The 26,715-nt window shown below is 43.9% G+C and carries 20 protein-coding genes; 13 read left to right on the top strand and 7 right to left on the bottom strand.

Going from position 1 to position 26,715, the window contains the following annotated elements; all coding sequences use genetic code 11:
* Window positions 1-71 precede the first annotated feature (71 nt).
* The 3 genes from ACX0G9_RS17805 to ACX0G9_RS17795 all read left to right on the top strand — a co-directional run bounded on the left by ACX0G9_RS17805 (window position 72) and on the right by ACX0G9_RS17795 (window position 3,912).
* Window positions 72-2,453, top strand: coding sequence for an ABC transporter permease (locus ACX0G9_RS17805; protein ID WP_459066294.1), 2,382 nt, complete (start codon window positions 72-74; stop codon window positions 2,451-2,453).
* Window positions 2,454-2,507: 54 nt separating this feature from the next.
* Window positions 2,508-3,401, top strand: a complete 894-nt coding sequence (locus tag ACX0G9_RS17800) for a helix-turn-helix domain-containing protein (protein WP_459066293.1) — start codon at window positions 2,508-2,510, stop codon at window positions 3,399-3,401.
* Between the two features lie 106 nt (window positions 3,402-3,507).
* Window positions 3,508-3,912, top strand: a complete 405-nt coding sequence (locus ACX0G9_RS17795) for a VOC family protein (protein WP_459066292.1) — start codon at window positions 3,508-3,510, stop codon at window positions 3,910-3,912.
* Here ACX0G9_RS17795 and ACX0G9_RS17790 read toward each other — a convergent pair.
* Entirely contained in the window at window positions 3,897-6,425 is a 2,529-nt protein-coding gene (locus tag ACX0G9_RS17790) for a mechanosensitive ion channel family protein (protein WP_459066291.1), read from the bottom strand. The genes ACX0G9_RS17795 and ACX0G9_RS17790 overlap by 16 nt on opposite strands.
* Window positions 6,426-6,625: 200 nt before the next feature.
* Between ACX0G9_RS17790 and ACX0G9_RS17785 the strand changes: the two genes are divergently transcribed.
* Complete coding sequence (locus ACX0G9_RS17785; protein WP_459066290.1) at window positions 6,626-7,426, top strand: glycoside hydrolase family 16 protein; 801 nt, start codon at window positions 6,626-6,628, stop codon at window positions 7,424-7,426.
* Between the two features lie 179 nt (window positions 7,427-7,605).
* Here ACX0G9_RS17785 and ACX0G9_RS17780 read toward each other — a convergent pair whose 3' ends face one another.
* The 3 genes from ACX0G9_RS17780 to ACX0G9_RS17770 are packed head-to-tail and all read right to left on the bottom strand — an operon-like array spanning window position 7,606 to window position 13,780.
* Window positions 7,606-9,153 (bottom strand): beta-N-acetylhexosaminidase, encoded by a 1,548-nt coding sequence (locus ACX0G9_RS17780; protein ID WP_459066289.1) that lies wholly within the window; start codon window positions 9,151-9,153, stop codon window positions 7,606-7,608.
* An 11-nt stretch (window positions 9,154-9,164) separates the two neighbouring features.
* Window positions 9,165-10,799, bottom strand: a complete 1,635-nt coding sequence (locus ACX0G9_RS17775) for a RagB/SusD family nutrient uptake outer membrane protein (protein ID WP_459066288.1) — start codon at window positions 10,797-10,799, stop codon at window positions 9,165-9,167.
* A gap of 11 nt (window positions 10,800-10,810) precedes the next feature.
* On the bottom strand, window positions 10,811-13,780 hold the full coding sequence (locus ACX0G9_RS17770; RefSeq protein ID WP_459066287.1) for a SusC/RagA family TonB-linked outer membrane protein: 2,970 nt from the start codon (window positions 13,778-13,780) through the stop codon (window positions 10,811-10,813).
* Between the two features lie 268 nt (window positions 13,781-14,048).
* Between ACX0G9_RS17770 and ACX0G9_RS17765 the strand changes: the two genes are divergently transcribed.
* Window positions 14,049-15,104 carry a LacI family DNA-binding transcriptional regulator gene (locus ACX0G9_RS17765; RefSeq protein ID WP_459066286.1) on the top strand — a complete coding sequence of 352 codons (1,056 nt, stop codon included), beginning with the start codon at window positions 14,049-14,051 and terminating at the stop codon, window positions 15,102-15,104.
* Window positions 15,105-15,111: 7 nt separating this feature from the next.
* Window positions 15,112-16,197, top strand: coding sequence for an NAD(P)H-dependent flavin oxidoreductase (locus tag ACX0G9_RS17760; RefSeq protein ID WP_459066285.1), 1,086 nt, complete (start codon window positions 15,112-15,114; stop codon window positions 16,195-16,197).
* A gap of 19 nt (window positions 16,198-16,216) precedes the next feature.
* Here ACX0G9_RS17760 and ACX0G9_RS17755 read toward each other — a convergent pair whose 3' ends face one another.
* The 3 genes from ACX0G9_RS17755 to ACX0G9_RS17745 form a co-directional block, all read right to left on the bottom strand.
* Entirely contained in the window at window positions 16,217-16,813 is a 597-nt protein-coding gene (locus tag ACX0G9_RS17755) for a short chain dehydrogenase (RefSeq protein ID WP_459066284.1), read from the bottom strand.
* Window positions 16,814-16,826: 13 nt separating this feature from the next.
* Window positions 16,827-17,735 carry an NAD(P)/FAD-dependent oxidoreductase gene (locus ACX0G9_RS17750; RefSeq protein ID WP_459066283.1) on the bottom strand — a complete coding sequence of 303 codons (909 nt, stop codon included), beginning with the start codon at window positions 17,733-17,735 and terminating at the stop codon, window positions 16,827-16,829.
* 77 nt (window positions 17,736-17,812) lie between these two features.
* Window positions 17,813-18,670, bottom strand: a complete 858-nt coding sequence (locus ACX0G9_RS17745) for a helix-turn-helix domain-containing protein (protein ID WP_459066282.1) — start codon at window positions 18,668-18,670, stop codon at window positions 17,813-17,815.
* A gap of 47 nt (window positions 18,671-18,717) precedes the next feature.
* On the opposite strand from ACX0G9_RS17745, the gene ACX0G9_RS17740 reads away from it, so the two are divergent.
* From ACX0G9_RS17740 to ACX0G9_RS17710, 7 genes are all read left to right on the top strand, one after another.
* Window positions 18,718-20,103 (top strand): sugar MFS transporter, encoded by a 1,386-nt coding sequence (locus tag ACX0G9_RS17740; protein WP_459066281.1) that lies wholly within the window; start codon window positions 18,718-18,720, stop codon window positions 20,101-20,103.
* A 15-nt stretch (window positions 20,104-20,118) separates the two neighbouring features.
* A complete protein-coding gene (locus tag ACX0G9_RS17735; protein WP_459066280.1) occupies window positions 20,119-20,919 on the top strand; it encodes a glucosamine-6-phosphate deaminase in 801 nt (266 codons plus the stop codon).
* The gene (locus ACX0G9_RS17730; RefSeq protein WP_459066279.1) at window positions 20,882-21,982 is read left to right on the top strand and encodes a LacI family DNA-binding transcriptional regulator; all 1,101 of its coding nucleotides are present in this window, start codon (window positions 20,882-20,884) and stop codon (window positions 21,980-21,982) included. Before ACX0G9_RS17735 ends, ACX0G9_RS17730 begins: the two co-directional genes overlap by 38 nt.
* A gap of 121 nt (window positions 21,983-22,103) precedes the next feature.
* A complete protein-coding gene (locus ACX0G9_RS17725; RefSeq protein WP_459066278.1) occupies window positions 22,104-22,826 on the top strand; it encodes an SDR family oxidoreductase in 723 nt (240 codons plus the stop codon).
* Between the two features lie 224 nt (window positions 22,827-23,050).
* The gene (locus tag ACX0G9_RS17720; protein ID WP_459066277.1) at window positions 23,051-24,913 is read left to right on the top strand and encodes a glycosyltransferase family 2 protein; all 1,863 of its coding nucleotides are present in this window, start codon (window positions 23,051-23,053) and stop codon (window positions 24,911-24,913) included.
* A gap of 62 nt (window positions 24,914-24,975) precedes the next feature.
* Window positions 24,976-26,091 carry a UDP-galactopyranose mutase gene (gene glf, locus ACX0G9_RS17715; protein WP_459066276.1) on the top strand — a complete coding sequence of 372 codons (1,116 nt, stop codon included), beginning with the start codon at window positions 24,976-24,978 and terminating at the stop codon, window positions 26,089-26,091.
* A gap of 62 nt (window positions 26,092-26,153) precedes the next feature.
* Window positions 26,154-26,621, top strand: a complete 468-nt coding sequence (locus ACX0G9_RS17710; protein ID WP_459066275.1) for an ester cyclase — start codon at window positions 26,154-26,156, stop codon at window positions 26,619-26,621.
* Window positions 26,622-26,715: the final 94 nt, after the last annotated feature.

Here is a 26,715-nt window from a genome sequence, read left to right as displayed (position 1 = left end):
TATTTTCCCTGTAACCATTTATAAGGATCGGTAGTCTAAGAAAATCAATTACTTAACTCTTAACCAGGACCATGTTTAAAAACTATCTGAAGATTGCGCTTCGTATTTTTTGGAAGCATAAGATTTATGTCGCCATCAACCTCGCAGGACTCGGCTTTGCGCTCGCCTGTTGTATCCTTTCTTACCTTAATTATAATTACCGGGCGTCTTTTGATACTAATCACTCCCATACCGGAAATATTTATCGTGTCAATTCATTAAGGAAGATGGATGGCGCTACCCGGCGGTGGGGTATCGCCCCGGCGCCTTTGGGCAGTTCTATGATTAATGATATTTCCGGTATTGACCGGATGGCACGTTTGTACAGCCAGAACGTTATTGTTAAGAAAGATGAAAATGTAATAAATGAAGAATTATATTTTGCGGACCCAACCCTGTTTAGCTTTTTTCATTTGCCGTTGGCAGCGGGGAGTTTTGATGGATTTGGAGGCAGGAATAATATGGTGATTAGCGGGACGCTGGCACTCAAATATTTTGGTAAAGAACAAGCGGTCGGAAAGCAGTTGACCTTAGTGAAAGATGGACGAAGCGGAGTCTTTACTGTAATAGGGATACTGGGAAAAACACCACTGAATTCAAGCTTCCAATTTGACATGGTGGCATCATTTGACAATGCATTGGTAAACCTGGAAAATGATCTTACAGACTGGCGTCATGCCGCGCTGATGACCATCTTCGTGGAAATTAAAAACAAACAATCGGTAACAGTAATAACCCGGATTTTAGACCGGTACACAGCTATACAAAACCGGCAGCGGGAAGACTGGAAGGTTGAAGGATTTTATTTTCAGCCTTTCCGGGAAATAGCACTTAGCTCTGATATAGATTTTGACAGCTATGTCCAGGGCGGTTCATTGAATAACAATCCCCGGGGTGTGGTGGTGTTTGTACCGGCTATCCTATCCCTATTTATACTAATAATCGCGTGTTTTAATTTTACAAATATTTCGATAGCCTTTGCCGGAACGCGGTTGAAAGAAATAGGTATGCGCAAAGTCATGGGTGGAAGAAAACGGCAATTAATAAAACAATTCTTAATGGAAAATATCTTAATTGGTATAATTGCTTCCCTATTGGCTGTAGTTCTGGTGAAAAGTATTTTGCCTTTATTAAATAGCCAGTCAGGAATTGAACTGGGGTTCAATATAAAAGAAAACCCTGTCTTACTACTATTTCTTTTTCTTTTGCCTGTCAGCACTGCATTGGTTGCAGGGCTTTATCCGGCATTCTATATTAGTTCTTTTGAACCCATCGGCATTTTGAAAGGCACTACCCGATTTGGACCGAAAAGCCCTTTTACCAGGCTGCTGCTTTTTGTGCAGTTTGTTATATCATCTCTGGCCCTCATCATTGGGATAACCCTTACAAAAAATGCAGATTATCAGGATAAAGCGGATTTTGGTTATGCAATAAATGATATTGCGGTGACGGCCGTAAGCAGTGGTCAGGAATTTACTGTTTTAAATAGTATGTTGCGCAGCAATGCAGACATTGCCGGTACCGGTGGCGCAGTACAACAAATAGGAGCGGGCTCGGTAAGCGCTAAAGTGTCAGCAGACAATAAAGAGGTGACTGCACAATTAGCGGCAGTCGGTGGGGAAGCCTATTTGAAAACAATGAATATTCGTTTACTTCAGGGCAGACATTTTTACAACAGTGAAGTTGACAAAAAGAGCTCAGTAATAGTAAATAATACCCTGGTTAATCAATTGCATATCAGCCAGCCTGTTGGTAAGCAGATTAAAGTAGATAGTTTTTATTATACCATTATCGGAGTAGTTTCCGATTATAAAGAGCTTGGTTTACACGGTGAGATTCCTCCCTGCATTTTACGCCTGGCATCAGCGGATGAATTTAAATTTATGGTGGTTAGGGCGAATGCAGGCCGTCTGAAGGATGTACACAAGGCCATTAAAAAAGCCTGGCACAAGGTAGCCTCCGATAAACCCTACAATGGTTTTTTACAATCTGATGTAATTGAAAAGGAGAAATATATGAACCAAGGGCTTCAGTCGGTTTGTTTCTTTTTGGCAGGTATTATCATGGTCTTATCTGCTTCAGGATTATTTGCGCTGGTATCGCTCAATATTCTACGCAGGAGCAAGGAAGTTGGGATAAGAAAAGTACTGGGTGCTTCTATTCCTTACCTCATGGGATTGATAACCCGGGATTTTATATGGAACATTACGGCCGCCTTTGCAGTAGGATCTTTATTTGCTTATCTGATTATTGATAAAATCATTTTCCGCTTCATATATGTTTATCATACGGAGTTTAGCATCGATATTTTTATCAGCGCACTGTGTCTTGTTATCGTATCATGCTTTGCGACACTAGGTTGGAAAGTATATATTGCCTCTAATTCGAACCCTGGCCATATATTGCGTAAGTAATAAATACCGGACATTTTTACACTTAAAAAGCCCTGCGATTCATAAATTTGTCAGATGGATAGATTAAAAGCCCCCATTCCTTATTATACGGATATCAACGAATTTCTGGAGTCTATTCCCTGGCCTGGCAGAACGGCCAACCCGGATTTTTACTGTCTTCGCTTAAAAAAATTAGACCAACAGGTGCAGATTTACCGGCCCCCGTTTAAAAGATCATTTTATTTTTTCGCCCTGCTTGTCAATTCCGGAAGTATTCAAATTAATTTTAATGACCAAACGGTGAGTGACCCTGATTCATATCTTGTATTCCATTCTCCGGGGTTGGTGTATAGCTTTTCCCACAGTAATGCTTTGGAAGGCTATGTGATTTATTTTACCTCCGAATGTTTCTCCTTTTTTAAACCGGATTTTCATACGGAATTTCCATTATTTGACTTACTGCACACCAATCTGTTTAAGTTTGATCATGCTACTTTTGAAAAAATAAAGCCCCAGTTCGAAGAGGTATTCGGGGCATACGAAAGGTCAGACAAGGAACAACATGTGGAGGCCAGGGTCAGGTTGCTCGCCTTGCTCTATCAGTTGAAGGACTTTGCCCTTGAAAGAAAAAAAGAAATAAGGCTGGCCACCCCTCAGCAAATACTACTGAGAAAATACATCGAATTGATAAATAACCACTATATCGATAAACGAACCGTGCAGGAATACGCGGATCTTCTTTCCGTAACAGCAAATTATCTATCCCAATCGGTCAAATCCATTTCGGGTAAAAATGCGCTTTCATTTATTACAGAAAGGGTGATACTCGAGGCGAAGTCCTTAATCCGTTATACCGATTTTGAAATTGCTGAAATTGCCTATCAACTGAACTTCTCAGATCCGGCCAACTTTGGTAAATTCTTCAAAAAACAGACGGGAATTTCTCCTTCGGCCTTTAGGAAATCCTGAAACTGATAAAATTTACCGGTTTAACCAATTTTTAGACCATTCGATCTGGTCCGGATTATTTTCCTTTGCTGCCCTAAACAGATTATACAAAGTCAAAATTAATATCATGGCAACAAAAGTTTTTATTAATCTACCCGTAAAAGACCTGGTAAAGTCAAAGGCCTTTTTTGAAGGGCTTGGCTTCCACTTCAATCCGCAATTTACCGATGAAAAGGCAGGCTGTATGGTCATCAGCGAAACCATTTATGCGATGCTGCTGACGGAATCCTACTTTAAGACATTCACTAAAAAAGGGATAAGTGATGCCAGGAAAGCTACTGAGGTTATTATCACGCTGGACGCAAGTTCCAAAGAAGAGGTGAAGCGTATTGTAGCCAAAGCAGAAGAATTGGGTGCTTCCATGTACAGCGAACCGCAGGATCATGGCTGGATGTACCAGCATAATTTTGCAGATTTGGACGGTCATCAATGGGAATTTGCCTACATGGATCTATCTCAATTGCCTGGCTGATCCGGTTGCGGCGACGATGGAGATGGTGGTGAGGAAGGCGATTGTGGCGGCGGTTTATGGATATAGATTTCCTGTTGTAGGAAGGGGTTGGTGAAATTATTTTCTTTGAAGGCCTTATCAATGGCAATAATAAGATCACTTTTTGTCTGGGAGCTGTCATTCAGACTTCTCGCCCAAAAAAATAGTTTGACTTCGATAGTGCTGTTCCTGAATTCCTGGAACAGCACGACAGGAGCGGGATATTTCAGTATTCTCTCGTCCTTACCCATGATATCCCTCAGCAGTTGCTGTGTAAATTCAAGATCGGTACCATACGCCACTCCGACCACAATGTTCATTCTTTTTTTATTGCCGGCCAGTGTCCAGTTGATCAGATGGGATTTCAGGAGATCGCCGTTCGGCATGATCATGTCAGCGCCATCCCAGGTGGAGATAATGCTGCTCCGGAAGCCGATGGATTTCATGGTTCCCCCCTGGTTGTCGACATCAACGACATCGCCTACATTGACAGGTTTTTCAAAGGCAAGGATCAGACCGCTTACCAGGTTATTGACGAGTGTCTGCAATCCGAAACCTATGCCGACTCCCAACGCACCCATTATGATGGCTATCTTATCCATGGGTATGCCTGCCGCGGCAAAAGCAAAAAAGAGACCCAGGGTAATGATGGATATACGTACCAGTAAAAGCCAGCTGCCGATGGCGGCTTTTACTTCTTTAGCCGGATTCCCGGGCCGTGCAGCATGTCTGTCTGTCGCAAAATAAGAGACAATGCGGGAAATGACAACGGATAAACCCATGATGAAGACGAACAACAGCAGTGTATTGATCGTAAAGGTATAATCGCCGACAGAGCGTTCATCGCTAAGGAAATCCTTTATAGGATTGGATATCAATCTGAACGCGTAGAAGTTCCGGCCGAAGAGGATGAGCCAGCCGGCGATGAGGAAAATATAAAACAGCGGCGGAGCCTGGGGACCAACCCGCTGAAAATTTATATAAAACAATTTTTTTTCCTGGCCGGTATATACCCTGAAAGCAAGCGCTATTCCCTCGTTGATCAGCCTTGCGGTCCACAGGAACATGATGGCGATGATGACATTGAAGTAACCGCTGGAAAGCAGGGTTTTTGAAAAATTATACCTGCCAGAACAGTTGGCAAGCACCGAAGCTAACTCAAGCACCGCAAGGAAGCCGATAAAATAGATGATCCATTTTTCTTTCAGTACCTCTCTGCTGCCTCTGGCAAGGGCGACCATGCTGATGATCATTCCGGCGAGTGCCAATAAAAGCATCATCCATCTTTCTCCCCACGATGCCTGAAGGATCAGATTATCCAGACAGGCCAACAGGAAAAGCGCCGCTATGGCCAACCAGACGCGCATCCAGTAGCGGGAAATAAAACCATGAAAAATATAGGTAAGCGCCCCGGCCGAAATTATCCATAAAATTGCGCTGAATATAAACGGCGGAGAAAAAAACAGGAACTGGAATACATTAAATACGATCATAATGGCCGACAGCAATGGGTATCTCAACACCAATTGCCCTGCACGATCCGTCTGCAGCAGGTTTTGCTGTTGGTAAATCTTTTTGAGCGATAATAAATAAAGAGCGGATAATATCGTCAGCAACAGTAACAAGCCGATCTTGCCAAGATTATCAATCCCATAAAAACGAAGGGTGAGCAGCCCTTTGGCAAGTGAGTATTTGACGACCTCGCTAAAAGGTCTGTCCTGCCCGGCCTTTCCCCATATATCGGGCAATTCGCGGTTAAAGGTATGGCGGTAAAGGTCACGCTGATATAGTTCTATTTCATCCCTGCTGGCGACGATCTTATATACCTGCATGTTAACTTCGGTCTGCAGGGTCTGGACATGGGACATGGCTTTTTTCAACATGCTGACCACAGGAGCGATCTCATGGGCCATAACTCCCAGTTTCTGCAGGTATTTGACGACCTCGGCGGAATCGCTGGAAAAAGCAAACATGGTGGAGTCACTGGCGAGTGAATCGAGCTGGTAGCGGAAAACAGAGAGCTTGTGCTGGTAACTATCCAGTTCCGTCTTGTACAGGGTCACCCTATTTTGCATCACCTGTAAAAGGTTACTGGTCGTAGTGAGGTTGCGGTAAGTTTGGGATCTGCCTGCATGCTGAAAGATACCATCCCCGGCAATCCGGTGCCAATTGGTGATGTCTGCCAGATCCTGGCCAATGCCGGCTGTGTCTATCCCATTCTTCATAAAGGTTTTTGCACCCTGCATCGTTTTTTTGATAACCTCAAAAAGCTCATCCTGGTGCATATCTGTCTTATCGCGGTCACGCTCCGTCACACTCTCTTTTCTTGTGGATGTAGCAAACTGCTGCATTTTTTGGACAAAAGCAGATTTTATACTGTCCTGCGCAGATTTTTGCGTGGCTGAATCCTGCGCTTGTGTATGTCCTGCGGAGAGTAGGAGGAAAAGGATAGCGGGGGCAAAGAACCGAAGAAAGGTAGCCGTATACTTTAGCATATATATAAATATAAGCCTAAAAATACTTTCTCTTTGGGCAAAAAGGTAACAAGGGACATAACTCCTTCAAATTTTTTGTTGGATAGAATTTTAACATTATATTCGTGTACGTACACGTGACAATCAAAACAAGTGTATTTCGCTATGGCCAATTAATTAAATATTCTCCATTAAAACCTTAATCAACAAAAAATCAAATTATGAAAAAAACAATTTTTCCTGCGCTGCTGCTGCTTGTGGCATTGACTTCCTGTAAAAGGGATATGCAGATGGGTGCCCTTTCTGCCGATGGGCAAACAGCTGGTAAAGGGGCCTCAACCTTACAACTCCTGGCGGCTAACACTTTACAATTTGCGGGATACACCTGGAATGTTACCAACAGCGGAGGCGGGGCCCAGGGACCCGGCCCAAATATTTTTGATCCGGCTTATGCCTGGGTAGACGCAAGTGGGTTTCTCCATTTGAAGCTGGCAAAAAGCACTGTCGATAATAAATATCACTGCGCTGAAGTTACCCTGGCACAGAACCTTGGATATGGCACCTATCAGTGGAGCGTGGAAGGGGCATTGGGTTCTTTGGACAAGAATGTAGTTTTTGGTATGTTTAATTATTCGGGCAATGACGGATTCGATGAAATGGATATTGAATATTCAAAATGGGGTGTTCAAAACAATAATAATATGCTGAATTATACCCTTTATCCTCAAACCGGTAGCACCCAATCCAGTGTAGAGGTCGTTTATCCCTTCACGTTAAGCGGAACCTATACTACCCAAAGATTTAAAAGGACAAGCAATTCCGTTACTTTTAAGAGCCTGGGTGGTTTTTATGATGATGACACTAACCTTTACGCCAGTAAAACCTGGACTAATCCGCCAAATTCTGTAAGTTCATTGGCAATGCCCGTTTTGATGAATCTTTGGTTATATAATGGTAAAAAACCGGCAACGGGTTATAGTGTTGAAATCATTATACATAATTTTAAATTTACCCCCCTATAGACCGGCTGTCTTTTAACAATAGCGAATTTCGACATGGAATATTTAATTAATTAAAAAGAGGTCGGCCCGATTTTTATTTCGGGCCGACCTCTTTTTTTCTATCACAAAGGTCATTTAACGTAAGGGTCATTTTTCCTGGATAATCGTTAAGGTCATTTCATGTAGGCTAACCGGTATGATCATTTCACGTTGGCCAACCGGTTGTACAAAATATGTACCTTCTGGTTTCTAAGCGTGTTTTCCTCCTCTATGGAGGCGGGATAAAGCGCATCCTGATTTAAGGCTGTAAATCTTTTATTTAATGCCGGTTCTGTATTCATCAGTGTTTTTAACCGGGTAAGATAAGCTGGAATCTTTTCCCGGGTGAAGCTGTCCTCATTTACTTCTTTTTCAATTTTCAAATAGCTCAGATAGTAAATCCTGATATCGGTCATTAATTGAAAATGGTTAAATAGCCGGATATTCTTAGTAGGAGTAAGGGTGTTAAAAATGGCTGAAGCCATACGTACGCTATCGAGCAGCATTTCAATAGATAGAGGAGAGGAAGAATGAACATTCCCGTTTGAAACCGTATACGGAGCGGCAAAAAGAGCTTTTTGGAACCGGCGGCAGTCTTTTTCATCAAAGCCAAAATGAGAGCGACAATAGGCGGAAATAAATTGATCGATATTCAGGCCCTGCTCTGCAACGATCGCACTAAGATAAGCGGCAATTAAAATGTCAAAACCGGTTATCGGATATACGTGCCGCAAGGCAAATAATTCAACCAAATCATCTTCCGATTCATAGGATGGTGAGTATACTCCTGAGGTAGACCAGGAAGTCAGTATTACACCTTTATATCCTGACTTTTTGCAAACAGGGATAAAATCCCTGATATTATTGAAATGATTTTCCCATTTGGTTAAAAAATAATTATCGGGTGAACTTCTTATGGCCGGAGCTCCCCATATTTCATATCCACTGTTAACCAGTTGTTCATGATCACCGAATCTGTTCAAATCCCAGCCGTAATTCCAATCCACAAAAATGGTTTGTTTGGGAAGCAGGTGAATATATTGCGGGTAGTTCAAGGCGATATCAGCCCATAATACAGGCTTTTTGCCCAGCCCCACCACAATATCGCAAAGCATTTTTATATGCTCAAAATAGAGCTGGGAAATACCGACTTCGGCTGCTCTTTTTTTACATTTCTCACAATGGCCAAGCAAATGGGTTTCATCACCGCCAATATGAAAATAGGGTGAGGGATGCATACTTATCATATCCCTGAACAATCGGGTGAACAACTCTTTGTTCAGCGCAGGCTCACTTGGACAAACCTGGGACAGATCCTTATCATCTTCACGCAGTGCGGCATATTTATTATTTCGCAGAATATATTCAACATGACCAAAACTCTGCTGAAGCGGAATGACATCTATGTGCAAGGTTTGACAATAGCCGATAAAGCCCTTTACTTCCTGTCTGGAATAAGCGAACCTGTTGGAAATCAGGGGATCTTTCAAAAAAGGATAGGATCCTTCCCACTCCATCACTAGCGTATTGATCCCCTGTTTGCTCAGCTTCAAAGCGAAGTTTTTAAGCGCAGGCATTTTCATTACCTGAATGCGAAGATCCAAATGAACACCCCTGACTGTAAAAGGTTCTGCCGCGTCCGTCATTTTTGCCGACGCCAGTTCAACCGCAGCAAAGAAGATAATGAGCAATAATATTCGTGCTTTCATATAACCTTTTTTTAATAACCCGGATTTTGATCGAGCACTGCATCCTTATTTAAGCTGATCTCCGATTGTGGGATAGGCAGCAATAAATTAGTAGCAGAAATACCGGTAATATTTTGGCCGTAGTTGGTTGCCCGTTGAACCAGCGTTTTTGTACGCATTAAGGTCATGCGCCTGTTCTCCTCTGCTATCAGTTCTCTCACCCTTTCATCCAGGATAAAATCCATGGTGACCTGGTCCGGGGTGATCGGGGATGCACTGGCCCTTGCCCTTAAGATATTTATAGTTTCGGCTGCACCGGTGGCATTTCCCTGCTTGAATTGTGCTTCTGCTTTTAACAAATAGGTTTCCCCCAAACGCATGATGATAAAATCTTTGATCATACTACTTCCGAATTCATCGTTGGGGTCAAACTGATCCCATTTATTTGTTTTGGGAACAATGCTGCGGTTGGTATCGATATCCGACCCGGAAACAAGCTGGCCATAATCCGGTGAAGAAGGATCGTTGTAGTAATAATTCCTTCTGATATTAAAACGTGAATTCCGGACATCATTCGTTTCATAAAGATCCAGGACAAAATAGGTCAGCGCCATCCTGCTGATTCCCCTCCCTCCCAGGCTATCACAAATAAGCATACCGGGTGTTCTGTAATAACGGCTTCCCCATACTCTTCTGTGCTGCGAACCAAGGAAGCGGTAACCGGGAAACCGGCTTTGGAGATCAGGTCCGGCTCCATTCGGCACAGATGCCGGGTTCTCTGTTTCCTCCACCCAGATGGCCTCGCTGTTGCCCTGGTTTCTGCGTTGATTTCCATAGATAAACATGTCCGAGAAGCCATCTCCGGGCTGATCGGATTTGACACCATAACGGTTAGTTATCAAACTGAAATCACCGCTGTTTATTATGGTCGTACATTCTGCTTCGGCTTCGGCGTCTTTCCCTCCCATCCGCAAATAAGCTTCGGCCAGTAATTGGGAAGCCATGGCCTTGTTGGGCAAGGATTTGGCCACTAAGTCATCGATAGCAGGGGCATTGACCTTAGCGAAATTCAGATCGGCGACAATAAGTGCGTCAATGTCTTTTATCGGGGCCCTCACAAAATTTGTTTTTGGACTGGTTACCGGTTCGGTCACCAAGGGGACCCCTCCAAAAAGGGTGGCCAGGTAATTGTAAGCCAGAGCTCTGTAGAACAGAGCCTGCCCTTTGATTTTTTTTCTGAAGGCATCCCCGAGTTGGATCGACGGTTTGTCGATACCTGCGATGGTGACGTTGGAATTATTGATGATATTATAGGCCCATTGCCAGACAAAAGCAAGAGAAACATCGGCCGAGGTCAGTTTCTCATAATTTGTATAGGGGATGGCCATGGGGTCCAGATCGTCCGGCGCTTTATTATAGGCTACGTCAGTGCCCATTTGCCATACGCAAAGAAATCCCTGGTTACCATTGGCATTTTCATTCATAGTATTCCAAAGGGAATATTGACTCTGTATACCCACTATGCTTGCCTCGAATGCCAAGGAATCGTTCAGGGCCTCAGGGGTGAATTTCGAATAGACATTCTCGGTAAGAAAATCTTTCTTACAGGCGGGAAGTACCATAAATACGGCAATGCATATAATCAGACTATTTTTTAACTTTTTCATATAAGTAGTAATTAGCGTAAAGTAATATTGGCACCGAAAATAAATGAGCGAACCAGGGGATAGTTGAGTTGGGTATCGCCGGTAGTTTTATAACCTGCCTCCGGGTCCCATCCAAACCAGTTGGTGAATGTGGCCAGGTTTCTTCCGGTAATATATAAGGAGGCACCGCCCAGTTTTAGCCTTTCAACCAGACCTTTTGAGAAATTATAACTGACCGTTACGTCTTTGATCCTGGTAAAACTGGCATTTTCTGCGTATCCATATCCCCGGAAATTGACATAGGTCAGTTTGGGTCTTAGATTACTTTGATTGGCGGCCGACCAGTAACCAAGACCGCCCGGTAGATTTTGTCTTCCCCCGAAATCTTTAAAATCAACGAAATTATTAAAGAGCGTAACACCCTGTACCGTTTGAATAAAAACCCGGAGATTGAAATTTTTATAATGAAAGGTATTGGTGATTCCTCCTGTCCATTTTGGAATTCCCTGACCAATGATCATTTGATCTTTACCTTCGGTAGTAATCGTTTTGTTACCATCCAGGTCGGCAAATTTCAAATCACCCGGAGTGGCGTCGGGGTCCTGACTGGAAGGATCTTCTCCCACTTTCCAGACACCTTGCAATTTATAGTCATAAACGACATCGACCGGATGTCCGATAAACAGACGATTCCCGAGGTCATCTTTTTTATCTCCATACAAATCCACAATTTTATTGGTGTTGGCCGCATAATTTAATGAGGTTTCCCATCTAAAATCATGGTTAGCCAGGTTTTGGGTGTTCAGGGATAGTTCAAAACCGGTATTGGATACTTTACCAATATTGGAGACAGTCTGTAAATATCCGGTTGCAGTAGGGAGGGAACGGTAAAGTACCATATCCCTGGTATGGGTATTATAGGTTTCCATCGTACCGCTGATGCGGTTATTTAAAATGGAAAAATCGATGGCGATATTACTTCCGTAAGTGCTTTCCCATTTCAGATCCTGGTTGCCCAATACATCAGCGACCACACCGGTAGTTGGTCTTCCGTTGGAAGGAATGGAAATAGTGGTAAAGGTGGATATCGTTGAATTGGGAATTACCGCGGATTGATTTCCGGTTATCCCATAAGAGCCCCTTAGCTTCAGGTTATTGATGAATTTCACGCTATGCATAAAATTTTCGTTCGTAATATTCCAGCCAATGGCAACGGAGGGGAAGAGGCCGTATTTACTGGTATTGGCACCGAATGCCGAATAGCCGTCTCTTCGGGCAGTTGCAGTCAGCAGGTATCTGCTGTCAAAGGTATAATTTACCCTTACCATTTGCGAGACCATGTTGGTGGTAATAGCTTCCGATTCTGCGGAGAAGGTATTGGCCCCCTGCAAGGCGTTAAACACCAGGGCATCATTTATGAAACCGGTAGCGTTGACCGTTGACGAATACTCCTTATTTTCCTGAGCACTGTATAAGGCAGTGAGGTCAAGGTGATTTTTGGCCCAGTTTTTTTCATAGGTCAATATGTTTTCAACGATCCAGGTTTTTCTTTCACCATCGACAACGGAGGCCGTTCCACCTGCGATGTCCCCGGCCAACCTGCCCTGATAGTTTTGGGATAGGTTGGGCAAATAAGTATACCCTGCGTTGATCCGGTATTTCAGACCGGGGAATGGTTTTAATTCTGTGTAGACATTGGTAATGATATTCTGGCGTCTTTCATTCATCGTGCTTACGGTGCCCAGCATAGGGCTCTGTATGGCCAGTTCCCCTGACATGGGGAAAATGGCAAAGGTTCCATCGGGATTTTTAAATGTACCATAGGGACTCACTTCATCAGCCAATTTCAAACTGGCTCTTCCTCCATCGTTATTGGTGGAAGAGAAATACAAATTGAAACCTGCGGAAAGATAATCCGTAATGCTCGCATCTATGTTGGAACGGATGCTGCCTCGTTTGGTCTGATAACCCTGGATAACTCCTTTTTGACTGAAGTAATCTGCGGATACATAATATTTCACATCTTTATTGCCCCCGGAAATACTGAGGGTATGATCCTGGATAAATCCATCCTGTGAGATCTTCTTTAGCCAATCGGTGGTTTTTCCGGCCGCATAATTGGCCAGTTCATATTCGTTTGGAACCGGGAAGGTATTGTCAACTCCCGCTTGTTCTTTCCAATCTGCATATTTTTGCACGTATTCCGCAGGTCCCATTGGCTTTAAGGTATGGGCAAAGTTCTCAACACCTGCGTAAGTCGCAAAGCTGATGGCTGCCTTTCCGGTTTTCCCCCGTTTGGTGGTGATCAATATGACACCATTTGCCCCCCTGGTACCATATATGGCTACCGAGGAAACGTCTTTAAGGATATCGATGGACGCAATATCTGCAGTACTGATATCACTTAACGAACCACCTTCAAAAGGATTGCCATCAATGACGATAAGGGGATCCGTATTTCCATTTATTGAATTAATACCCCTGATGATCACTCCTGGTGAGGTTCCGGGAACATTCGAGCCATCCCGTATATTCACGCCGGCAACCGAGCCTTCCATCGCTTTGAGAACATTGCCGGTGGGCAGTTCGGACAACCTTTCTTTGGATACCGAAGAGATCGAACCGGTAAGATCGGATCGTTTCAACGAACCATAGCCCACCACCACCACTTCGGCTAGTGATTTATTAATGGCGGTCATTTGTATCGATGCGATCTTGCCAAAATCGGCTTTTATTTCTACAGGTTGATAATTTACACTGCTGATTTGTAAAATGGCGCCAGCAGGAGCCTCAATTTTGAATCTGCCATCCGGGTCGGAAACCACTCCACCGGATTTGTTTTTGATTTTAACAGAGGCTCCGCTTATCCCCTGATTAGTGGCACTGTCAATTATTTTACCTGTAATAGGTTTATGCTGACCATAAGCCAGTGAACTTAAAAAAAGCGCTAAGACCAGGGTGAGCATTCTACAGGAAGCAGTCAGAGTTGGTTGTTGTTTCATTTTTTAAATTAAAATATTAATGAATAGCTGGTGGGGTGGGGCATAGCGCTTTGGAAACGGTTACGCTTCGATATAACAGGAACAAGGATCTGATATAACAGGGATAAGGATTTGTAAGTTCTGATTACTTTACGTGTACGTTAACGTAAAACAAATATATACAGTTATCTTAGTTTTCCAAATTTATTTCCACTTTATTTGGTGAACTATGGGGGTTGGCACCACTGCCGACAAGTCAATTTCCTATATTTGAGGCCTTAATAAAAAAATGAAAAAAGCAGAACTTGTAGGAGTCAAAGAAATTGCCAGACGTGCTAATGTTTCTATAGGAACAGTGGACAGGGTAATTCACCACCGAAAAGGGGTATCCGATGAAACCCGTCAGAAGATTAGTTTGATCATTGAAGAGCTTGACTTCCGACCGAATAAGATGGCAAGTCTTCTTGCTTCAAAAAAAAATGTAAATTTTGCTATTCTTATCCCACGGGTTTCGACCGAAACAGATTATTGGACATACCCGCTTAATGGAATTGAACAAGCCGGGGAAGAAGTCAAACAATTTGGAGTCACCATTCACTATTTTTTTTATGACCTGGAATCCAGGGAGTCTTTTACCAAAGCAGCAAAAAAACTACTTAACACCAAGCCGCAGGCCATATTGCTGGCTCCTTCCTTTGTCGAAGAATCCACATCCGTGGTAAAGAAGATTCATGCATTAAATATCCCACTGGTATTTATTAATTCCGATCTGCCCAAGCAACCGGGTCTAACCTATATCGGGCCTGAACTTTATCAAAGCGGACGATTGGCAGCCCAGCTAACGAGCCTGTCCATCGGACCTGAAGACGGGATAATGATTATCAATATTTCAACCGATCTGGAAAATGAACACCATCTTATCAGAAAAGAACAGGGTTTCAAAACCTATTTCAGGGATGCAAATCTGACCAATCCGATAACTACCCTGAATATTTGTGAAACAAAAATAGAAGCGGTTGAAAAAACGTTTTCGAAGGCAATTCAGGAGCATCCCACTATTCATGCATTTTTTGTTACCAACTCAAGAGTAAATATTGTAGCCAAAATTCTGAAGAAACACCATAAAAGCAATTTGTTAATTGGTTATGACTTTTTGAAAAATAATATTAATTACCTGGTAGAGGGGCAGATCAATTTTTTGATTTGCCAGCGACCAAAAGAACAGGGATACCTTGGTATTATGGCCTTGTATAAACACCTTTTTAATATTGGTGAACCCGTTAAAGCCATCTATATGCCTATCGATATCGTAACGAAAGAGAACTATCAGTTCTATAATATTTAAGATTCTTATGTGGTATCAAACAAAAGCATCGGAAATACTGGGCATTGAATATCCCATACTGCAGGGGCCGTTTGGAGGTAACCTGTCATCCGTTGAGTTGGTAGCGGCAGTATCTAATGCCGGGGGACTTGGAGGGTATGGCGCCTATACCTTAAGTCCGCAAGAGATCATAGATGTGGATCAACGGATCAAAGTGGCGACCAATAAGCCTTATAATATTATTCTATGGGTTTCGGATACAGATGCCGTGAATGGTTCGGTTTCAGACGGGCAATTTAAACTGGCTCAGCAGTTATTTAAGCCTTATTTCGATGAGATGGGAATTCCCTTACCTGAAAAACCAGCACCGTTCACCTCTCGTTTTGAAAACCAGGTGGAAGTGATCCTGCACCAGCGGCCACCGGTATTCAGCTTTATGTTTGGTATCCCTTCCGCCGATATCCTCGGGCAATGCCGCAGGCTTGGGATTGTTACCGTAGGGGCCGCAACTACGCTGGACGAGGCCATAGTATTGGAGTCAGCCGGTGTCGACCTGATAATCGCTTCAGGTTTTGAAGCAGGAGGACATCGCCCATCGTTCCTTGCTCCGGCAGAATCATCTACCATAGGGACCTTTGTATTGCTCCAGTTGATTAGGGAAAAAGTAAAAACCCCGGTTATCGCCGCAGGGGGTATCGCAAATGGGAAAGGGGTTGCCGCAGCACTGGCGCTTGGCGCAGATGCCGCGCAGATCGGTACTGCTTTCCTGGCCTGTGACCAGTCCAATGCAACAGCCATCCATAGACAAATGCTTTTTTCAGATGCGGCTAAATATACTACCTTATCACGGGCATTTACCGGGAGACTGGGCAGAGGATTAACCAGCCGTCTTGCAAAGGATCTGACCCATCAGGAAAATGGCTTTCTGCCCTTCCCGCTGCAAACACAGTTCATGTCGTATTTAAGGAAAGCTGCCATAGAACAGGAAAAATGGGATATGATCTTATTTTGGGGCGGTCAGATCGCACCGTTACTTAAATATACCAAAGCAAGTGAACTGATGAAGTCCGTACTGGAAGAAACAACGGCCTATTTTGACGGTTTAAAGGGTTAAGTCCAGGATCAGATCGGTATCAATACACTGTTATTACCTGCCCCGTTCCCGCACCAAGTATACTTTTGATGTAGCCGTATACAACCTGTTTCATGGTTACCGGAATATGTCCCGGAAAATAAGGGAAATATCCGGGGGAATCTTCCACCACCGTAGGGCTAACGGCATTGATACGGACACCGTTGTCCAATTCAATGGCTGCTGCCCGCACAAAAGCTTCAATCGCTCCGTTGGTGGCCGATGGGTTGGCGCCGCTCAAAACGGGATCCTGTGTCAACACGCCGGCGATTAAGGTAAATGATCCTTTGGGCTTGATATAATGCTGTCCGATAAGCACCAAATTGACCTGTCCCATTAGTTTGCTGTCGATGCCTATCCTGAATTCCTTATCTGTCATGGTTTTCAATGGACCGAAATAGGCCTCCCCTGCTGTGGATACAAGCGCATCGAAAGGGCCTGTTTGCCGGAATAGATTTTCTATGGACGCCGGAGAGGTAATATCTGCCTGAAGATCGCCACTTTTGGAACCGACCCTTATTATTTCGTGATCTTTTTCCAGGGAGCTGGCAACGTGTTTGCCGATTGTTCCCGTTGCACCGACGATGATGATTTTCATGATTTTTATTTGTTTAAAAATTTTCTACAATAATTTCTTTATTGATAGTCATTCCTGTAATAGTCCCCATGGCTACTGCACTGGCGACTGTACGGATACGGGTTACATTATCACCACAGGCAAAAACTCCATCGATAATAGTCTTTTGAAAGGCATCCGTCTTTATATATCCTTCGTCAGTCAATTCGCATCCCAGGGTTTCCGGAATCTGACAATGTTGTTCAAATGGGCTATGGGCATACACTGCTTTGGCCAAAGACAGGGTGCCATCTTTGAACAGTATATGTTGAAGATGGCCGTCCTTGTGTACCAATCTTTCAATTTCTTTTTCTACTATTTTTATATGATGGCTTTCCAATTTACCGGTTTGTTCAATCGTCAAGGTTGAAGCTCCATTCGTAAACAAGGTTAAGTCTTTTGTCCAATTTGAAATAAGCCTGGATAATTCGAAACCATATTCTCCGTTGCCAAGAATGCCGGTTTTTTCATGGCGGACTTCATATCCGTGACAATAAGGACAGTGAAGGACCGAAATGCCCCAGCAGGCTGCAAATCCGTCAATGGCCGGCATAAGGTCTCTGACACCTGTTGCAAATAATAACTTTTTTGCGCTAAATGTTTCACCTGACGCTACCTGAATGTCAAAGCCATTGGCCGTTTTAATTCCGGTTGTCGCCACTCCATTAAAGAACTTTACCGTGTTATACTTTTCCACTTGTTGTTTTGCCAATAGGGTTATTTCTTTTGGAGAAGCCCCGTCCTGGGTAATGAAATTATGCGAATGTGGTGTTTGCCGGTTACAAGGCTCGCCACTATCCATGATTAAAACCTGTCTTAACGCCCTGCCTAAAGCCATACCTGCTGCCAACCCAGAGTAACTCCCACCAACAATTATTACGTCGAAAAGTTTGTTGTCCTGCATGTTAATCACTTTATTTTCTACAAAAGTACTATCAGCGATAGATAAAATGATAGGACAAAAATGTAATTGGATAGGACTTATCCGGAGTTATGTCTAAAGGCCTCCGGCGAATGCCCGGTATGTTTTTTAAAGAACCTGATAAAATAGGAAACATCTTCGTAACCGAGATGACCGGCAATTTGATTTATCTGATCAGAGGTTGCCCGAAGGTATCTTTTAGCTTCCATTATACTATATTCATTAATTAGCTCCGAACAGGTTTTGCCAAGTATCGCCTTAGTGATGGCATTAAGCTGATAGATGGAAAGATGCAACAGAGCGGCATAGTGAGCTACCTGCCTATGCTTTACAACAGGAGTCTCTAAAAGTTTTAGGAACTCTTCGAGTCGATCCTGTAAATACAGGTTGCCGGTAGAGGAGGGATTTCCGGTCTGCTGCCGGATAAGTTCTATAAAGAAAATACACATGTTTGCCTTAATAACCTCCTGATAATCTCCTTGTTTTTCGACATATTCCTGAAAGATATAAGCCGATATGGAAAGAAGCTTTTGCAATCTTTCCGGATTAAGCAGGTAATGATTGATACTACTTGCCTTGCGTAATTGCCGGGTTGAATTTTTATCATACGGAAAATAGAACTCATCTCTGAATTGTATCAAATACCCCGTACTTCCTGCGTTTAGTAAGAGCCTGTGCACCTGACCGGGCCGCATAAAAAAAACAGTATGGTCGCCAATGGTGTAGGGTGTGAAATCTATTTCATGATTGCCTTTTCCCTTTTTCAAAACAAGAATATAATAGAAATTATGTCTGTGAAGTTCTTGTATCATGTCCTTCTCAGCCAATACATCATGAATATCCCGGATGCTAAACCTTTCAGAAAAAGCAGGTTCTTTTTGTGCTGTTGGAATATGTCTTATTGGGATTTTGTTCATTTTAACCAGGTATGATCTGGCAGAACCCAAAGTTATTTATTTTTTGGGTGGAACAAATCAACTATCTTTATATCCGTGTACGTACACAGAAACCGCGCATGGATAAAAATAATCAGTTAGCCGGGGTAAATTTATTAAGCAGCAAGGATACTACGATTTCCCTGGTGATCGCCGGGGGGCTTTTTTTTGTTATTGGATTCATATCCTGGATCAATTCTATTTTAATCCCCTATTTTAAGATTGCCTGCGAATTGACAAATTTTCAGTCTTACCTGGTGGCATTCGCCTTTTACATGTCTTATTTTTTTATTTCCGTGCCTGCTTCTTATCTCCTGAAAAAAGTTGGGTTTAAAAAAGGGATCATGATCGCGTTCTGGATGATGGCAGTCGGGGCCTTTATCTTTATACCGGCGGCCCTGTCGAGGACCTACGGGATATTCCTGGCAGGATTGTTCGCCCTGGGCGCCGGGCTTGCCATATTGCAGACAGCGGCCAATCCGTACATTACCTTACTGGGCCCAAAAGAAAGAGCCGCACAGCGTATCAGCATGATCGGTATTTGTAATAAGGCAGCCGGTATACTGGCCCCTCTGCTGTTTGCGGCGGTAGTACTGAAATCCACTGACAGCGCCTTGTTCAAACAAATACCCCTGATGGGGGCCGTTGAGAAAAAAGAGGTCCTGGACGCCCTGATAAGAAGGGTTATCCTTCCTTATACCTGTGTCGGCGCGATCCTTGTCGCCCTGGGTATCTTCATCCGGTATTCCCCTCTTCCTGAAATCGATACCGAGCATGAGGCTCCGGCCGTGGCGATGGCCAATGCCGGGAAAAAGAGCATATTCCAGTTCCCTCATCTTGTGCTTGGGGCTATCGCTATTTTCCTGCATGTGGGAACCCAGGTAATAGCTATAGACAGTATTATCGGGTACGCCGGTTCCATGAACATCCCTCTGCTCGAAGCCAAGGTATTTCCCTCTTATACCCTTTTTGCCACTATCGGCGGGTATATCCTGATCGGTGTCATTTCCGTCCCCCGGTTCATCAGCCAGGTGAACGCCCTGCGTGTCTGTACCTTGCTGGGAACTGTTTTTACCTTATTGATCATTTTTTCCAGGGGGCAGATTTTTTTGTTGGGTCACGATACCCATGTCTCCATCTGGTTCCTCGTTCTGCTGGGTTTTGCCAATTCCATGATCTGGGCCGGTATCTGGCCGCTTGCCATCGAGGGCCTGGGGAAGTTTACCAAACTTGGCTCTTCCATTATGATCATGGGGCTGTGCGGAAATGCCAGTTTGCCTCTTTTGTATGGTCATTTTGCGGATATATACGGGTTGAGGAATGCTTACTGGGTTTTGTTCCCCTGTTACCTTTATCTTGTTTTCTACGCGTTTTACGGACACCGGATCAGGAGTTGGAAATTACAAAATGTATAATTTTAAAAATCAGTCATGGTACAGGAATGTTCTGTAGATCTTTTGAAAGTAAGGATATACGAAGACCGGCAGCGGTCAGGTGAAGATATGGCCCGAAGGGTCGTTGATACGATAAAACTCCTGTCGGCGGGGAAGGATGAGGTAAATATCATCTTTGCAGCAGCGCCTTCCCAAAATGATTTTCTGGATGGCCTGTCAAAGGAGAAAGAGGTGGACTGGAGCCGGATAAATGCGTTTCATATGGATGAATATGTGGGTCTGAACGAAGACGCCCCGCAAGGGTTCGGCAATTTTCTGAAGGAAAGACTTTTCGCAAAACTCCCTTTCCGGGCAGTACATTACCTTAACGGAAATGCAACCAATCTCAATGCGGAATGCCAGCGATATGCCGACCTTTTACGGCAGTACCCCGTCGATATCGTGTGCATGGGAATCGGTGAAAATACCCATATCGCTTTTAATGACCCGCACGTGGCTGATTTTCAGGATCCGCAGCTGGTAAAGGCTGTAGACCTGGATGACGCCTGCCGACGGCAACAGGTAAATGACGGTTGTTTTAAGAGCACCGGCGATGTACCCGTTCATGCCCTGACGCTGACTGTCCCGGCCCTGCTGGCCGCCGACCATATTTTTTGCATGGTTCCGGGAACGAACAAAGCGGAGGCGGTACAGTTTACCCTGACAGCCGCGATCTCGGAAAAATATCCTTCTACCATTCTCAGGAAACATGCCAATAGTATTTTATTCCTGGACCAGGATAGTGCTGTGAAAATTGTTGATGAATGTTTTAAACCCCGGCAAAAGAAAGAAATATAGCATGGATGAAAAGGATCGTAAGTTAACAGGCGTTAAAGAAATTGCCAGAAGGGCAAAAGTGTCGATAGGCACGGTTGACAGGGTTATTAACAACCGGCCCGGGGTTTCGCCGAAAACTCACGAGAATATCAAACAGATCATCAAGGAAATGGACTACCAGCCAAATTTATTGGGTCGCAGGCTGGCCTCCAATAAAATAACCCATTTTGTTACCTTAATGCCTGCGGTTTCGGAAGAAACGAGTTTTTGGGAAGCTCCATTGAAGGGTGTCGGGCAGGCTGAGTCCGAGATTAAACAGTATAATATAAAAATTGAAAAATATTTTTATGACCAGAATGATAAGGGCTCTTTCGTAAGACAGACGCAGAAGATTTTGAAGAATAAAGCGGATGGCATTTTGCTGGTTCCCTCCTTTATCGAAGAGGCCATCCATTTTACCGAAAAATGCAGGGATCTGAACATCCCTTATGTCTTCATCGATTCCGACATCCCGGACCGACCCAGTTTGTCTTATATTGGACCTGATCTTTATCGGAGCGGATACCTGGCGGCGAATCTTGCCCGGTACCTGGTAGCCCGGAATGACAGGATCCTGATCGTGAATATCTCAACGGAAATAGAGAATCACCATCTTCTTTTGCGGAAGGAGGAAGGATTCCGGGGATATTTTGCAGAACATGAATTGCCGAATGGAATTGAAAAGACCGACATCCGGAAAATAAGTTATGCATCGGTCAAAAACAATATTGCCAGGTTATTGGCAAAACATGAAGACATAAAGGTGATTTTTGTTACGAATTCAAAAGTGTCCCTTGTAGCACGTTATTTAAAAGAGGTCAACAAGGATATCCTTTTGATCGGATATGATTTCCTAAAAGAAAATATCGGCTACCTCGAGGAGGAGGTTATCGATTTTTTGATCTGCCAAAAACCAGGAGAACAGGCCTATAGGGGGATTATGGCACTTTACAAACATATCGTGCTTAAATTATCCGTGGAAGAATATACCTATATGCCGATCGATATTATTATGAAGGCGAACAGCTCTTTCTACAGCAACTAACCGGGTATCAGACAACGCAAAATTGGTATTGTTTGAATTTTGCAAGTATTGGGTTGATTTTTGTAAATAAACAGCCTGTTTAGGGGTTATCTTTGCCACTCAACCTTTACAATTCATTAAGATGGAAGTATCCAACAATAAAATATTAATTACCGGTGGTGCAAGTGGCATTGGCCTGGGGCTCACTGAACGGTTCCTTAAAGAAAACAATACCGTAATTATTTGCGGCAGACGGGAATCGGTCTTGCAAGAAGTGGCTGATAAATTTCCTAATGTGATTACAAAGGTATGCGATCTGGCTGTTGAAGCGGAGCGTACTGAGCTTTTCCAATGGGTGTCGCAGGAACACAATGATGTAAACGTGCTGGTAAATAATGCAGGAATCCAGCAGTGGATGACTATTTCGGATGATGATTTTTTCCAACGGGCAAAGGCGGAGATCGTTACCAATATTGAAGCACCGATTCATTTAACGTCGCTCTTTATTAAATTACCATCGTTGAAGGCTGTTATCAATGTTAGCTCGGGTTTGGCTTTTGTGCCTTTTACAAAAGTGCCTGTATATTCTGCTACCAAAGCATTTTTTCATTCTTTTACGCTTTCTGCCCGCCATTTGTTGAAATCAAAGCACATTGAGCTGATTGAAATAATTCCCCCTGCGCTGAACACGGATCTCGGGGGTAAAGGATTGCACGATTTTGCACCTCCGGTAGGAGATTTCATAGACGCCGTATTTCAGCAATTAAAAGAAGGGAAGACGGAAATCACCTTTGGATTTAGTGCAGCTATGGCTAAAGCAAATACGGAAGAATTACAGGCAGCCTTCGACAGGTTGAATCCCTGACAAACACTAACCCCCCTGTAATAACCTCCCCCCGCAGGAAAATTCGTAATAACCGCAATAGATTTGACGTTTCTACTCAGATTTATTCCGGTTATTTTTGATTAATTTGTTTTCTACATCCCCATTTATCCGCTTGTAGTTGTGCTGCAGCCGTAAAAATATGTTGCTCACCGCAGCGGTAGCTTTGTCCGGACCACATCCCCATCATCCTGTAAAAATAGTGCATGCCAAAAAATAACTGCCAAGGTATAACTATATTGATGCCCACCTTCAAACAAGCGTCCTTTATTTCCCGGGCCATAAGGAGTTTACAATTACAGGAGTTTACCAATTGGGAACTGATCATCATCGATGATGGGTCGCCCGACGATACGGAGGAGATGGTATATCCTTTTCTGAAGGATAAAAGGATCAGGTATAGTCGGAACAAGTTCAACAGGGGGCTGGGCGCATGTCTGAATGAGGGGCTGCGGCGTTCAACTTTCGATTTTATTGCCTATCTGCCTTCCGATGATGTATTTTACCGGGATCATTTACAAGTCCTTTTTGATTGTTTACATCATGATGGTTCAGCCGTCCTTGCCTGCTCGGCGGTAACCGTCAAAACGCATGGCGAACTCCCGATGGAACGCAGACAAGAGAAAAAGGAGAAGGATAACCGAATCCAGCTTGTTCAGGTCTTACACCGTAAAACGGAGGAATTATGGATGGAGCGGGCCGAGCTTGTTACGGATGACTACAGGCAACAATATTGGGATAAACTGGAAAAACATGGCCGGTTTGTATATTCGGACAAAATAACCTGCGAATGGCTCGAACATCCGGAGCAGCTAAGTAAGATCATCAACGAGAGCTTTGGCGGAGGGCTTTATAAGTATAAACTTTTTTATGGGGTGAGCGAACCGCTGAAGTTCCATTCTGCTTATGGGAATTATATTGATGAAGCATCCCGTTACGAACGATTCAGGGGAAAGGAATACAAGAAAACCAAAACGGGTCTGAAAATATTGCTGGTAGGCGAGCTGGCCTTCAATCCGGAAAGGATTTGCGCCCTGGAAGAAAGAGGACATCAATTATATGGCTTGTGGATGAGGGCGCCCTTGTTCTTTAATACCGTAGGCCCCCTGGCTTTTGGTAATGTGGAAGACGTACCCTATAATCAATGGAAAAGGAGGGTAAAAAAAATTAAACCAGATATCATCTATGCGCTTCTTAACTGGCAGACTGTAACTTTTGCCCATGAGATTATAAAAGAATGCAGGGATATTCCCTTCGTCTGGCATTTTAAGGAAGACCCTTTTTTTTGTATCAAAAAAGGTCTGTGGCAACATTTGTTCGAGCTTTATACTTTTTGTGATGGAAGAGTATTTACCAATCAATATGTAAAAGACTGGTTCGAACTGGGATTTCCGGATAAGAAGTATCCCTCGCATATTCTGGATGGGGATCTTCCAAAAAAAGATTGGTTTTTGCATGAGCGGTCCATACGGCTTTCTGAAAAGACGGGGGAGATCCATACCGTTCTACCCGGTCGTCCGTTTGGCTTTAAGCCTGAGTACATCAAACTCCTGGCAGAAGAGAAAATACATCTTCATTTTTACGGAGAGTTGTACCAGGCACCCCTGAAGGAGCAGATTGAAGGCGCCAGGTCCATTGCCGGGGATTATTTCCATATCCATCCGAATTGTGATCCCAAGGACTGGCTGAAGGAGTTTTCCCAATATGATGCCGGCTGGCTTCATCTTTTCGAAAGCCGGAATGGCGGGGAGCTGATGAGATCGGAGTGGAATGACCTCAATTATCCCGCGCGTCTGGCTACCTATGCAGTCGCCGGATTACCCATGCTGCATCTGGATAATACAGGGCATTTGGTAGCGACCGAATCCTTAATGGCTAAACTGGATATCGGGGTTCCTTTTAAAAATATCAGGGACCTGGCAGTCAGGTTACGGGACCGGCAACGAATGGATACGATAAGAGAAAATGTATGGAATAACAGGGAGCTGTTCCTGTTTGATACCCATGCAGCTGAACTCATCCGGTTTTTCAGACAGGTTATTAAGGAGAAGAAAAAGAGAAACCGCTGAAAATCTGCCGAAAAACCGCTGAATAACCGCAGGATAAAAACCCTAAAAAGAGCTCTTGCCAGATGAAGGAATATGACTACCTGATCGTAGGTACGGGTCTGTTTGGCGCTGTCTTTGCCCATGAAATGAGGAGGAACGCCAAACGATGTCTGGTAATAGACAAACGGGAGCAGGCGGGAGGGAATATTTTTTGCAGCAACAGGGAGGGTATTAATGTACACGAATATGGGGCGCATATTTTTAATACCAATGACGAGAAGATCTGGGCCTATGTAAATGGGCTGGTAAAGTTTAATAATTTTGTCAATTCTCCGTTGGTGAATTATAAAGGGAAGATCTACAATCTCCCCTTTAATATGAATACGTTTTACCGGTTGTGGGGTGTTACGACTCCTGAAGAAGCGAAAAGCATGATCGAGCGACAGGCTTCCGCGTATAAGGCGGGAATCCCGGGAAACCTGGAAGAACAGGCGCTGTCAATGGTTGGAAGGGATATATATGAGATCTTTATTAAGGGGTATTCCGAAAAACAGTGGGGGAGGAAGGCTACTGAATTACCTTCCTTCCTGATCAGACGGATTCCCCTGCGATTCAATTACGACAACAATTATTTTAACAGTAAATTCCAGGGTATTCCTGTCGGAGGGTATAATAAATTAACCGAAAGGCTGCTGGAGGGAATTGAAGTGCGGCTCGGAGTTGATTATCTGTCCGAACGTACCTTTTTCGACAATTGTGCCGGCAAACTTGTGTATACCGGCAAAATAGATGAATATTTTGATTGCTCAGCCGGCCGACTGCAATACAGAAGCTTGGTATTTAAACATGATCATCTTTCCGTTGCCAATTACCAGGGAAATGCGGTCATTAATTATACCGAGCGGGAAATTCCTTATACCAGGATAATAGAACACAAACATTTCGAATCCGGCAGTCAGCCTTCTACAGTCATTACCCATGAGTATCCCTGTGAGCATGACCATACGAATGAACCCTATTACCCGGTGAATGATGAGGTCAATACGGCCATCTTCCGGCAATATAAGTCCATGGCAGCGGGATTGCCCCATGTCATCTTTGGGGGCAGGCTGGCCGAATTCAGGTATTACAATATGGACCAGGTGATCGGTTCTGCCCTGGCAAAAGCTGACAGGGAGATAATCGCATCACAAATTTAAATAGCAAGAAACGGCTTTTCCTCTTTTTTGCATTCATGTAGGTTTGTGCAAAATTAATCACCATGGAAAACAAACAAGGAGTAAACAAAGAAGAAACGAATAAGGCCATTGTCGGCCGCTGGTTTGCCAATTTCTGGGGGGAGACCTGTGATCTTTCTATCGTAGATGAGATCGCAGATCCTGAGATGTTATTGCAATATTCCCTTCATGAACCGCGTAAGGGGCACGAGGACATTAAAGCCTTTATGGCAGGATTCCGGGAAGCGTTCCCCAATCTAAACTTTTGGGGTGCGGCTGATCTTATCGCCGAAGGAGATTATGTCGTTGGCCGTTGGGAAGGCGGGGGAACGCATACAGGCCCCGCTTTCAGTGACTTCCTGATAGGATCTCTGCCTCCGGCTACCGGCAAGGTGATGCGTTTTACCGGAACTACCGTCCTGAAATTGGAAAATGGAAAGATTGTCTCCGAGATCGGTCTGGACGATGGCGTAACCGCGCTGAAACAGCTAGGGCTGATCAGGGCTGTATAAGTGAACCAGCCATTGGTGAAGGCCAAAATGTCGTTAAAAGGAAAGAGGGTGTCACCTGTGTTTGTAAAAAAATCAGGAGGCGCCCTCTTTTTTT

This window comes from Flavitalea flava (assembly GCF_054461575.1).
Note: the sequence above shows the minus strand (reverse complement) of the source record. Positions and strands in the feature narration are given on the sequence as shown.

Excerpts from the sequence above, each read along its gene's own strand:
- ACX0G9_RS17805 (WP_459066294.1), top strand. The coding sequence starts at position 72 with ATGTTTAAAAACTATCTGAAGATTGCGCTTCGTATTTTTTGGAAGCAT.
- ACX0G9_RS17800 (WP_459066293.1), top strand. The coding sequence starts at position 2,508 with ATGGATAGATTAAAAGCCCCCATTCCTTATTATACGGATATCAACGAA.
- ACX0G9_RS17795 (WP_459066292.1), top strand. The coding sequence starts at position 3,508 with ATGGCAACAAAAGTTTTTATTAATCTACCCGTAAAAGACCTGGTAAAG.
- ACX0G9_RS17790 (WP_459066291.1), bottom strand. The coding sequence starts at position 6,425 with ATGCTAAAGTATACGGCTACCTTTCTTCGGTTCTTTGCCCCCGCTATC.
- ACX0G9_RS17785 (WP_459066290.1), top strand. The coding sequence starts at position 6,626 with ATGAAAAAAACAATTTTTCCTGCGCTGCTGCTGCTTGTGGCATTGACT.
- ACX0G9_RS17780 (WP_459066289.1), bottom strand. The coding sequence starts at position 9,153 with ATGAAAGCACGAATATTATTGCTCATTATCTTCTTTGCTGCGGTTGAA.
- ACX0G9_RS17775 (WP_459066288.1), bottom strand. The coding sequence starts at position 10,799 with ATGAAAAAGTTAAAAAATAGTCTGATTATATGCATTGCCGTATTTATG.
- ACX0G9_RS17770 (WP_459066287.1), bottom strand. The coding sequence starts at position 13,780 with ATGAAACAACAACCAACTCTGACTGCTTCCTGTAGAATGCTCACCCTG.
- ACX0G9_RS17765 (WP_459066286.1), top strand. The coding sequence starts at position 14,049 with ATGAAAAAAGCAGAACTTGTAGGAGTCAAAGAAATTGCCAGACGTGCT.
- ACX0G9_RS17760 (WP_459066285.1), top strand. The coding sequence starts at position 15,112 with ATGTGGTATCAAACAAAAGCATCGGAAATACTGGGCATTGAATATCCC.
- ACX0G9_RS17755 (WP_459066284.1), bottom strand. The coding sequence starts at position 16,813 with ATGAAAATCATCATCGTCGGTGCAACGGGAACAATCGGCAAACACGTT.
- ACX0G9_RS17750 (WP_459066283.1), bottom strand. The coding sequence starts at position 17,735 with ATGCAGGACAACAAACTTTTCGACGTAATAATTGTTGGTGGGAGTTAC.
- ACX0G9_RS17745 (WP_459066282.1), bottom strand. The coding sequence starts at position 18,670 with ATGAACAAAATCCCAATAAGACATATTCCAACAGCACAAAAAGAACCT.
- ACX0G9_RS17735 (WP_459066280.1), top strand. The coding sequence starts at position 20,119 with ATGGTACAGGAATGTTCTGTAGATCTTTTGAAAGTAAGGATATACGAA.
- ACX0G9_RS17730 (WP_459066279.1), top strand. The coding sequence starts at position 20,882 with ATGAATGTTTTAAACCCCGGCAAAAGAAAGAAATATAGCATGGATGAA.
- ACX0G9_RS17725 (WP_459066278.1), top strand. The coding sequence starts at position 22,104 with ATGGAAGTATCCAACAATAAAATATTAATTACCGGTGGTGCAAGTGGC.
- ACX0G9_RS17720 (WP_459066277.1), top strand. The coding sequence starts at position 23,051 with ATGCCAAAAAATAACTGCCAAGGTATAACTATATTGATGCCCACCTTC.
- glf (WP_459066276.1), top strand. The coding sequence starts at position 24,976 with ATGAAGGAATATGACTACCTGATCGTAGGTACGGGTCTGTTTGGCGCT.
- ACX0G9_RS17710 (WP_459066275.1), top strand. The coding sequence starts at position 26,154 with ATGGAAAACAAACAAGGAGTAAACAAAGAAGAAACGAATAAGGCCATT.